This window comes from Streptomyces sp. NPDC007205 (genome assembly GCF_040634095.1).
Lineage (GTDB): Bacteria > Actinomycetota > Actinomycetes > Streptomycetales > Streptomycetaceae > Streptomyces.
In genome coordinates this window covers 1-10,094 of the sequence record NZ_JBEYEW010000084.1, presented here as the reverse complement: position 1 = coordinate 10,094, position 10,094 = coordinate 1, and the positions used below count along the sequence as shown (strand labels likewise).

Here is a 10,094-nt window from a genome sequence, read left to right as displayed (position 1 = left end):
CCCACCTGACGGCCGGAATGCGCCGCTACACCGCCGACCGCGACTGGCTCACCGTCTTCCAACTGCCGCCCTACGCACCCGACCTCAACCCCGTCAAAGGCACCTGGTCCGTCCTGCCACGCACCACCACAGCCAACCGCGCCTTCGCCGACCCCGACGACCTGATCACCGCCGTCCGACGGGGTCTCCGCCAGCTTCAGTACCGCCCCGACACCCTCGACGGCTGCCTCACCGGCACCGGCCTCCGACGCCAGCCACCATGACGACACCACGCATTCAAGGTCAGTAGTGCCGTGTCAGGCGACGATCGCCTGTTGTGATGTGACGCGCCGCTCAGGTCCTATCCCGGTTGGCGCAGGGCCGTCAGGCTGTGTGGGTGGCAGAGCGAGTTCATGTACGCGAGATCGACGATGACGGAGTGAAGCTTCCCCTTGATCGTGCAATGCCGCGAAGTTAAGGGCTGTTGGGCGACGTCAAGGGGGGCGATGAGCGGGGAAGAAGGGGCGGGACCTGTGCTGTTTCAGGGATCGACCAAGATCTTCCTGAGAGCAGAGGCCCCGCGTGTCCCAGTCTGTCATGGCAGGCAGTCCGCCCGATGTCGACGTGTTTGCTCCTGGCCATATCGGCGAGTTGACACAGATCCTCCCGGCGGAGCTCATCGATGCAGTACTCGACGAAACCCGGTCGCTGCAGCGGCGGTTGCGGAGCCTGCCGTCCCGGGTCGGGGTGTACTTCCTGTTGGCCCTCGGCCTGTTCGAGCACCTCGGGGCGCGTCTGGTCTGGGCGAAACTGACCGGCGGCCTGGCGTGCAGGGTGCCCGCCCCGTCCGAGAAGGCCCTTCGCGATCTGCGGCGCCGGATCGGCACGGCCCCGCTCAGGCGCCTGTTCGAGATAATCGCCGGCCCGCTGGGGCAACCGACCACTCCGGGGGTGCGCTACCGCCGGTGGCGCACGGTGGCCTTCGACGGGTGCAACAGTCTCGCCGTCCCCGATCACGAGCGTAATCGGGCCTGGCTGGGGAGTGTCTCGTACCGATTCGGTGCCCAGAGCTATCCCAGCCTCCAGCTGATGACGCTGTGCGAGACGGGCACCCGGGGTCTGCTCGCCGCGTGCTTCGGCCCCCGTGACCAGGGTGAATCCGCTGTGGCCCGGCGCCTGAGCGATCGGCTGACCGCGGACATGCTGGTGCTGGCCGACCGTGCCTTCGACGACGGCAGCCTGCTGGCCGATATCGCCGGGCGCGGTGCACAGTTCCTGGTCCGCAGCAAGGCGAACCGACGTCTTCCGGTCCTCGCGCTGCTGCCTGACGGCACGTATCTGAGCCGGGTGGCGGACCTTTCCGTACGTGTCATCGAGGCCGAGATCACCGCGGCGGCGGCCGACGGCAGCAGGATCCACGGCACCTATCGCCTGGTCACCACGCTCACCGACCACCACGCCGACCCGGCGGCCCGGCTCATCCGGCTGTATCACGAGCGATGGGAGATCGAGACCGCCTACCTGGCTCTGCGTCACACGCTGCTCAGGGGGCGCGTACTGCGCTCGAAGGACCCCGCCGGCCTCGCCCAGGAGATGTGGGCCCTCCTCGTGGTTTACCAAGCCCTGCGCTCGGCGATGACCACCGCCGTGGAAACCGTGAAGGGATGCGACCCGGACCGTGCCGCGTTCACCGTCGCGCTGGAAGCCGCACGCGACACCGTCGTCTGCGCCATCACGATATCCTCAACACCGCACGGATCACGCATGGTTGACCTTGTGGGGAAAATCGGCTCAGCGATCCTCGGCAACCTGCTGCCGCGCCGTCGCTCCCGCATCTCCGCCCGCATCGTCAAGCGCGGCATTTCCCGCTACCACACCTGGAACCACGACGGTCGCCCGTTGAAGAGCGTCCCTCTCACCGCTATCGACGTCTCTGTCCATCCGCCCTCACTGCCCTCCCCGCCGGCAATCGATCTATATGACCAGCAACGCTTGGGCCGTCGGCAGAGCATCGTCAAGATCATGGAGAGCGCGCCCACCCGAACCTGGAAGGCCCGGGACATCGCTGAAAGACTCGGCACCACCGACCCGAAGACGATCAAGGTAATCAGTACCCAGCTGGGCACCTGGGCTCGCCTCGGCCTACTGCAACGCATCACCCGTGGTGCCTACAAGATGTTTCTTCTTGGGGACTTGTCATCCTCCAACACCCCTTAACTTCGCGGCATTGCTTGATCGTGGACACCTGGAGACTGGGACATGAGGTTCCAGAGGAAGTAACACCAGGTGGGAAGCAAGTACACGAAGCGGTACACAGCGGAGTTCAAACGGGACGCGATCGCGCTCGTCGACTCCACAGACCGTACGGTCACCGAAGTCGCCCGGGAACTCGGGGTGAGCCCGGAGTCCCTGCGTGCCTGGTACCGCCAGGCGAAGGTGGACCAAGGCGAAGGACGCCCCGGCGAGCTGACCAGTGCCGAGCGTGAGGAGCTCAAGCGACTGCGGAAGCAGAATGCCGAGCAGGCCAAGACGATCGAGGTGCTGCGAAAAGCCGCGGTCTTCTTCGCGAAGGAGAGCGATCGATGAACGAGACGTACGCGTTCATCGAGGCGGAGAAGACCACCCATGGAATCGCTTTCCTGTGCCGGCTGCTGAACGTGGCCCGCTCCTCCTTCTATGCCTGGCAGGCGGCGGCGAAGGTCCGCGCCGCACGGAAGACGGCCGACGAGGCCCTGGCCCACGAGATCACCGTCACCACGTCGCATCCCGCCACACCTAAGGCGTTCCGCGCGTCCACGCTGAACTTCGGCGCCTGGGCCGGGCGGTGAACCGCAACGGCGTCGCCTGCGTCATGCGCGAACGCGGTATCCAGGGTGTCCACCGCCGCCGTCGGCGGTCGCTGACCCGGCCAGACAAGAAGGCAAGGCCGGCGCCGGACCTGATCGGCCGCGGCTTCCACGCCGAGCGGCCGGGCACGAAGCTGGTCGGGGACATCACCTTCCACAGCCGAGGGCTGGCTCTACCTCGCCTGCTGGCTCGACCTGGCCACCCGCGAGGTCGTGGGCTATGCGATGGCCGATCACCACCGCGCGTCCCTGGTGGTCGACGCGCTGCGGATGGCTCACGGCCGCAGCGGCCTGCAATCTGGATGCATTGCACACTCGGATCGCGGCAGCGAGTACAAGTCAGCCGAATTCGGCCGCGAGATAACCGAGCTGAACCTGGGACAAAGCTATGGCCGCACCGGATGCTTCGACAACGCCGCCGCGGAGAGCTTCTGGGCCCTGCTCAAGGAAGAGATCGGCGCCCGCACCTGGCCCGACCGGGCCACTGCCCGCGCCGACGTCTTCGCTTTTATCGAGACGTTCTACAACCGGCGCCGACTGCGCAAGCACAAGGTCTTCGGCTACCTCACCCCGGCCGAGACCAGGCAGCGCCACCAGCACGACCTCGCGGCATAGAGATCGAGTGTCCAAGATCACGGGGAAACTTCAGTGTCGGCTCTGCACCAGGATGTCGAGCACGTTGCCGTCGGCGTCGACCGCACGCCAGAGGTAGTGCAACTCGCCGTTGATCTTGGTGAAGACCTCGTCCATGTGCCATTTGTCGCCCGGCCGCGGGCGGCGCCGGCGCAGCTGGTTCGCGTAGTCCTGGCCGAACTTGACGCACCAGCGCCGCACCGTCTCGTACGAGACCTCAACGCCCCGCTCGAGCATCAGCTCCTCGACCTCCCGGTACGACAGCGGAAACCGGAAGTACAGCCATACGCAGTGGGAGATGACCTCCACCGGGTACCGGTGCCCCCTGTACGACGGCGCGGTATCCACGCGAAGCCCCTCCCACAACGACCAACCCGAAGACCATCTCACAGGGCCAGAGCAACGTGACAGTGCCCCCGCACAAGCCACTGCTTGACATCCATAGGGGCGTCAAGACCGGTGCCGAAGAAGATAACCGGGGCCCGCAACGTGAATTAACTGGAAATAGTACAAGCTTACGTTCAACGGGTTCACGGCCTTGCTCGGCCGAATTACTTCCGCTTCCTGCTGGATCTCTGGTCCACTGATGGTGCTCGGTCTTCAGCACAGGGCAGGATGCGCCTTGGAAATCGCCAACGCTTGAGGCTCTGTCAACTCGCTGGATGTGAGATCACGTCGCCCTCGCTTAAAATATTCGACTGTCTGACAGATTCGCTTCTGCGTGCTCCTCCGAACTCCAGACGATCAATTTCCATCTAAGGGGAGAATGTCAATGAGTGTAAATGAGCTGCCAGTTCGACCTGGCAACGCGGCAGCGATCATGGAGATCCTGCTCGGCTTCGTGAAGGCACAGAGCATGAAAGCCGCAATAGAGCTAGGAATTCCGGAATTTCTGGCGGAGGGGCCCAAGACCATCGAGGAGGTATCGGCGCACTGCCGCAGCGATCAACAGGTGACAGCGCGGTTGCTGCGCTGTCTGTCGTCGGTGGGCCTGGCCGCCGAGGTTTCCCGCGGCACCTTCGCCGCCACCGACCTGACGGCAGCCATTCAGGAGTCGGCACCCGGCAACATCGCCGCGTACGTCCGATTCTCATGTCGCCTCGCTTACCCAGCCGCCGCCTTTCTCACCGATGTGGTGCGGACGGGGGACACTGGTTCGTCGTTCGTGCGGGCTCATGGGAAGTCCTTCTTCGAGCTCCTGGGCGAGGACGCTGAGGCGGGAGAGGAGTTCGACGCAGCCATGGCGGCGTCGAGCACCGGGTTCACCGAGGGTTTCATGGCTCTCGATTGGTCGGACGTGGCCGTGGCTGTGGACGTCGGCGGGGGTAACGGTGCGTTGCTGCGCTCTCTGTTGAGTGCACATGGACACCTGCGCGGGATACTGTGCGAACGGCCGAACGTCCTGGCCCAGGCCAGGACGCGCCTCAGTGAGGGCGGCCTCCTCGACCGCTGCAAACTGCGTGAATGCGACTTCTTCAAAGACGACTTGCCCGTCGGCGACGTGTACTGTCTCGCGCGGATCCTGCACGACTGGGATGACACGGCCGCTGCAGAGATCCTGCGCCGGGTACGGGCTGCGATCCCTGCGCACGGGCGGCTCCTGATCGCCGAGCAGGTCCTCCCCGAGGGTCCCGAGCCGCACTGGACCAAGACCTACGACCTGTACTTGGGTCTCCTGCTGCCCGGCAATGAACGCAACCGCAGCGGCTGGGAGGCGCTGCTTGCGAGCACTGGTTTCTGGCTTGAAAACATTACTCCCGCCGGATGGCGATGCCAGCTGTTGACCTGCGTCCCCCAGTAAGGGGCAAGCAGGCGAAGACGTGTCCGCCGGCGCTCGTGGGTGGAGCCCGTTGAATCTTTGATCTATGAGGAGCGTGAATGGCTGATTCAGGCGATATGGGTGTGAAAGGGCTTTTTGCGCCCGTGGACGTGTGCTCCATCGATTTGGACGTCCGCTATGAGGCAGCGATTGAGAAGATCTCCGCCGGGGCCATCTCGGTGATTGTACCGGTGAAAGACAACCAGGCCGGCATCGAACGCCTGCTGGACTCGTTGCTGCAGGATCCGGACGCGGTGCGGCCACGCGAAATCATCGTAGTGGACAACGGCTCCGCGGAGCCGATCCGTCTGCCTCCTCGGTACCAGCGGACGCAGCCGCCGATCCGGTTGCTGACCTGTGCCACCCCAGGTGCCGCCACGGCGCGCAACGTCGGTGCTGCAAAGGCTGAGGGATCGTGGCTGCTGTTCACTGACAGCGACTGCGTCGCCACTCCAGAACTGATCACCGGGTACCTGCGCACGAGCGGGACGGCCATCGCCTACGCCGGCCACGTCCGGGGCACCCCGCCGAGCCGGATCTCCAGGTTCTACGATTCGATCCGCGCTCTGCGACCGAGGCTCTTGCGGGACAGCGCGGGGGGCCTTCGCCCGCTGTACTGCGTCACGGCGAACGCATTGATACTGAAGCGTGCGTTCGAGGAGTGCGGCGGCTTTGACGAGCGCTTCGCTGGTGCCGGAGCCGAGGACCTCGAACTCAGCCTGCGGCTGTGGAAGTTGGGCGGGATCGAGTACGCGCCGGGCAGTGTCGTGCTGCACGACTTCAGCGACGGCCTTCCCGGCCTGTGGAAGCGTTTCGTTCGGTACGGCGCCACGTACCGGATCCTGGAGACGGTGACCGGTTCCAGGATCAAGCCGATATGCCTGGCGACACCACACCGCGACCCTTTCACGGTCTTCGCCCGGTGCGTCCAGTACGTCGCCATGTGCTTCGGCTATCACGTCGTGAACAGGAAGAACACCCGAAACCATCGCGGGTAGAACTCCGAGCCAAGGAAGGCCAGACAGTGCGAGCAGTGGTCGCCGGCGGGGCGGGATTCATCGGTTCTCATCTTTGCGAGCGCCTGATCGCGGATGGGTGGGAGGTCGTCTGCCTGGACAACCTCCTTACCGGGTCCGCTCGGAACATCAGCTCCCTGGTGAAGAGAAAAGGCTTCACTTTTACGCAGGTCGATGTCGGGGAGCCTGTCCGGGTGGACGGGGCCGTCGATCTCGTGGCTCATCTGGCCTCTCCCGCGAGCCCTCCCGACTACTTACGGATGCCCTTGCAGACGCTCCGCTGCGGAGCAGAGGCCACGTGGAGGCTCCTGGACCTGGCGCGGGAGAAAGACGCCCGGCTCCTGTTCACCTCCACAAGCGAGGTGTACGGCGACCCCGAGGTCCATCCCCAGCGCGAGGACTACTGGGGGAACGTGAATCCCGTCGGTCCCCGCTCCGTCTACGACGAAGCCAAGCGCTTTGCCGAGGCGCTGGTGATGGCCTACCGGCGCACCCACGGTACCGACACCGCCATTGTCCGCATATTCAACACCTTCGGACCGCGCATGCGGCCGGACGACGGGCGTGCTGTCCCGGCCTTCATCGGTCATGCACTGCGGGACCGCCCGATCGTCCTGTACGGCGACGGCTCGCAGACCCGGTCCCTTTGCTACGTGTCCGACACTGTCGATGGCATCATCCGCATGATCGGGTCACATCACCCCGGCCCACTGAACATTGGCGGCACCCGGGAGACGACAGTCCTGGAACTGGCGAAGCTGATCCGGCAACGCTGCGGTTCGAACTCGACGCTGAATTTCGCTCCAGCCACCCAGGACGATCCGCGGCGGCGCCGCCCCGACATCTCGCTCGCCCAGGGTCTGCTGGGCTGGGAACCAGCGACGCCCTTGGAGACCGGCCTGGACCGGACCATCAGCTGGTTCAAGACGACCAGCGCTTGAGCTCGCCCTGCGAGCACGCGAAGTACTTCCACGCCGAAAGGGAATCAGATGCCAGAAACCGCTCACGTCGATGTCCTCGTCGTCGGATCTGGTCCGGTCGGAGCGGTCTACGCGCGCACCGCCGTTGAGGCCGGGCACCGCGTCCTCATGGTCGACGCGGGGCCACAGCAGTCGACCAGACTCGGTGCCCACCTGAAGAACGCCTATCAATACCAGCGCAACATTGACCTGTTCACCCCGGTCGTCAGAGGACAGCTCATTCCCGTCTCTACACCGGCCAACGCCAACCCGGAAATGCAGCTCGACCCATGCTGCTACCAGGTCGACTTGAACCGGTACCGGGGACTGACCACCAACAACCAGAATCCGAACCAGAGGCCGGAGACGAACATCCCGGCCTCCGCAGTGTCCTACTGCGTCGGTGGCATGACCACTCACTGGACGTGTGCCACCCCTCGGCACCACCCGGTCCTGGAACGCTCCCCGCTGCTCCCTGACGCAGAGTGGGATGACCTCTATACCGAGGCCGAGCAGATCTTCGGCACCCGTGAGGACGTCTACGACGGCTCGCTGCGACACGAACTGGTCCGCGAGAGCCTGTTGGCGGAGTACCGCGAACTCGCTCCGCCGTATGCTCCACGCAGTCTCCCGCTGGCGGTGCGGCGGCGCACCGATAACCCGGCCCTCGTGCACTGGAGCGGCACCGACGACGTCTTCGGGCCACTGGCCGACGGCGTCTGCCCTGACTTGTTCGACTTACGCGCCGAGCACCTGTGCACCCGGCTGTTCCTGTCCGCAGACGGCACGCGCGTGACACACGCGGAGATCCGCGACCTCACGAAGTGGCGGACATTCCGGGTGGAGGCCAGGCGATTCGTCGTAGCGTGCGGAGCCGTCCTCACCCCGCAATTGCTGTACGCCTCGGGTATCCGGCCGCCCGCGCTCGGCCGCTACCTCACCGAGCAGCCGGAGGCGTTCTGTCAGGTCGTCCTCTCCCACGACTTGGTCGAGGCGGCCCTCGGCCGGCCGGAATATGCCGAACGGATTGCTCGGCATCAGCGTGAGCGACCGCAGGACCCGCTGCCCATCCCAGTCGACGAGCCGGATCCGCAACTCTGGATCCCGGTGTCCACGGGCAGGCCGTGGCACTGCCAGATCCACCGAGATGCCTACCACTACGGGCAGGTCGCCCCGAACGTCGACCCTCGCCTGGTGGTGGACTTGCGCTGGTTCGGAATGGCCGAATCCCGCTGGGAGAACCGCATCGCTTTCAGCGACGACAACTTTGACCTGTTCGGTCTGCCGCAGCCCACCTTCGAGTTCACACTGTCGGCTGAGGACCGAAAGACTCAGCACGCGATGATGGGTGACATGCTGCGCGCAGCCTGTGCCCTCGGCGGGTTCCTGCCTGGCTCCGAGCCGCGCTTCGTCACCCCGGGTGTGCCCCTGCACATCGCTGGTACGACGCGTATGGGCAAGGACCCTGCCACCAGCGTCGTCGACGTGAATTCCCAGGTATGGGGCATCACCAACCTCCAGCTCGGAGGTAACGGACTCATCCCGAGGGGCACCGCCAGCAATCCCACCCTGACCAGCGTGGCCACCGCACTCAAGGGCGCCCGCCATCTCCTGAAGGAGGGTATGTGAGCCAGTTCGTGCCCGGAAGCGTGCGGTTCGGCATCGTCACCAACCTCTGGAACAACGACGACCTACCACGCTCCGCGGACACCATCCCGTACCGGCAAGTACTCAGCGAGGTTGCACTGGCGGGATATGACGGGTGCAGCCTTGGCGGCAACTTCCCCAAGGACACTGCCGTTCTACGTGAGGACCTGACGAGTAGAGGCCTGACGATCTCCGAACCCTGGGTGGGCACCTACTTTACATGCAGCGGCATGCGGCAGCGGACCATCGACGACTTCCTGGCACAGCTCGCTGTCCTGCGGGAACTCGGCGGGACCGACATCGTGGTTGCCGAACTCGGGCACGCGGTCCACCTCAAACCGATCGCTTTGGCGGCCAACAGAGTGGTCTTCGACGACCGTCAATGGCAGGCACTGCTGTCCGGCATGGACGAACTTGGAACGCTCGCTACCGACGCGGGCGTGCGGCTGTGCTACCACCACCACATGGGCACGGGAGTCCAGAACCGTGCCGACGTCGACCGGCTCATGGCCGGCACCGACCCTGCCAAGGTGCACCTCCTGCTGGACACTGGTCACGCCACCTGGGCCGGTGACGACCCGGTCGCCCTGATCCGCGATCACATCACCAGGATCGGCCACGTCCACCTAAAGAGCGTCCGGCGCGACGTCCTCAACGCCCACCGCGACGCGAGCTTTCTCGACGCCGTGCAGGCAGGCGCGTTTACCATTCCCGGCGACGGCTGTGTCGACTTCCCCGCGATCCTGAGCACCCTCGCCGACGCCGGTTACACCGGTTGGCTGGTCGTCGAGGCCGAGGAGGGCCCCGGCCCAGCCATCGACCCGTACACCACAGCGGCGCGGGCGCGGCGCTACCTCAGAAAACTGACGAGCCTATGAACGGGGGCGATATAGACGATTCCACCTGCGCCAGGCAACTGCGCCGCCGGCACCCCCGCCCCAGGGACGAGTGGCACATGTCCGCCAAGCGCCACAGCCCGGAGGCACCCACCAGCGCACGAGACACCATAAGGGCCCGTGAAAGGTTCCCACGCGGGACAGGGTGTCGTCCCCAATCCACCTTTTCCCGAGCGCCCCAGACTTCCCGCCCTGTTCACCATAAGAGCTCGTAACACGATCATGGCCGAGCTTTCTTGAGGCGTCGCCAGCAGATGAGGCTGCAGGCCAGGGAGACGAGGGCGTCGTGCAGATCGAGG

At 65.3% G+C, this 10,094-nt stretch carries 8 protein-coding genes and 3 pseudogenes; 10 read left to right on the top strand and 1 reads right to left on the bottom strand.

The window, feature by feature from the left end:
• From ABZ624_RS40870 to ABZ624_RS40850, 5 genes and pseudogenes are all read left to right on the top strand, one after another.
• A pseudogene (locus tag ABZ624_RS40870) lies at positions 1-289 on the top strand (transposase); the annotation flags it as partial.
• Between the two features lie 287 nt (positions 290-576).
• A complete protein-coding gene (locus ABZ624_RS40865; RefSeq protein ID WP_360100412.1) occupies positions 577-2,196 on the top strand; it encodes an IS4 family transposase in 1,620 nt (539 codons plus the stop codon).
• Positions 2,197-2,265: 69 nt separating this feature from the next.
• Positions 2,266-2,565, top strand: coding sequence for a transposase (locus ABZ624_RS40860; protein ID WP_360100409.1), 300 nt, complete (start codon positions 2,266-2,268; stop codon positions 2,563-2,565).
• Positions 2,562-2,807, top strand: coding sequence for a hypothetical protein (locus ABZ624_RS40855; RefSeq protein WP_360100406.1), 246 nt, complete (start codon positions 2,562-2,564; stop codon positions 2,805-2,807). Before ABZ624_RS40860 ends, ABZ624_RS40855 begins: the two co-directional genes overlap by 4 nt.
• 186 nt (positions 2,808-2,993) lie before the next feature.
• Positions 2,994-3,440 (top strand): annotated as a pseudogene (locus ABZ624_RS40850) (DDE-type integrase/transposase/recombinase); the annotation flags it as partial.
• A gap of 36 nt (positions 3,441-3,476) precedes the next feature.
• On the opposite strand, the pseudogene ABZ624_RS40845 reads toward ABZ624_RS40850, so the two are convergent.
• Positions 3,477-3,824, bottom strand: a pseudogene (locus ABZ624_RS40845) (IS6 family transposase); the annotation flags it as partial.
• Positions 3,825-4,278: 454 nt separating this feature from the next.
• On the opposite strand from ABZ624_RS40845, the gene ABZ624_RS40840 reads away from it, so the two are divergent.
• From ABZ624_RS40840 to iolE, 5 genes are all read left to right on the top strand, one after another.
• Positions 4,279-5,259, top strand: coding sequence for a methyltransferase (locus tag ABZ624_RS40840; RefSeq protein ID WP_360100403.1), 981 nt, complete (start codon positions 4,279-4,281; stop codon positions 5,257-5,259).
• 77 nt (positions 5,260-5,336) lie between these two features.
• Positions 5,337-6,275: a glycosyltransferase gene (locus tag ABZ624_RS40835; protein WP_360100400.1), complete on the top strand. Its 939-nt coding sequence runs from the start codon at positions 5,337-5,339 to the stop codon at positions 6,273-6,275.
• Between the two features lie 35 nt (positions 6,276-6,310).
• On the top strand, positions 6,311-7,234 hold the full coding sequence (locus ABZ624_RS40830) for a UDP-glucuronic acid decarboxylase family protein (RefSeq protein WP_360100415.1): 924 nt from the start codon (positions 6,311-6,313) through the stop codon (positions 7,232-7,234).
• 48 nt (positions 7,235-7,282) lie between these two features.
• Entirely contained in the window at positions 7,283-8,881 is a 1,599-nt protein-coding gene (locus ABZ624_RS40825; RefSeq protein WP_360100397.1) for a pyranose oxidase, read from the top strand.
• The gene (iolE, locus tag ABZ624_RS40820) at positions 8,878-9,777 is read left to right on the top strand and encodes a myo-inosose-2 dehydratase (RefSeq protein ID WP_360100394.1); all 900 of its coding nucleotides are present in this window, start codon (positions 8,878-8,880) and stop codon (positions 9,775-9,777) included. Before ABZ624_RS40825 ends, iolE begins: the two co-directional genes overlap by 4 nt.
• Positions 9,778-10,094: the final 317 nt, after the last annotated feature.

Coding starts and splice junctions, on each gene's coding strand:
- ABZ624_RS40825 (WP_360100397.1), top strand. CDS start 7,283: ATGCCAGAAACCGCTCACGTCGATGTCCTCGTCGTCGGATCTGGTCCG.
- ABZ624_RS40865 (WP_360100412.1), top strand. CDS start 577: ATGGCAGGCAGTCCGCCCGATGTCGACGTGTTTGCTCCTGGCCATATC.
- ABZ624_RS40835 (WP_360100400.1), top strand. CDS start 5,337: ATGGCTGATTCAGGCGATATGGGTGTGAAAGGGCTTTTTGCGCCCGTG.
- ABZ624_RS40855 (WP_360100406.1), top strand. CDS start 2,562: ATGAACGAGACGTACGCGTTCATCGAGGCGGAGAAGACCACCCATGGA.
- ABZ624_RS40840 (WP_360100403.1), top strand. CDS start 4,279: ATGGAGATCCTGCTCGGCTTCGTGAAGGCACAGAGCATGAAAGCCGCA.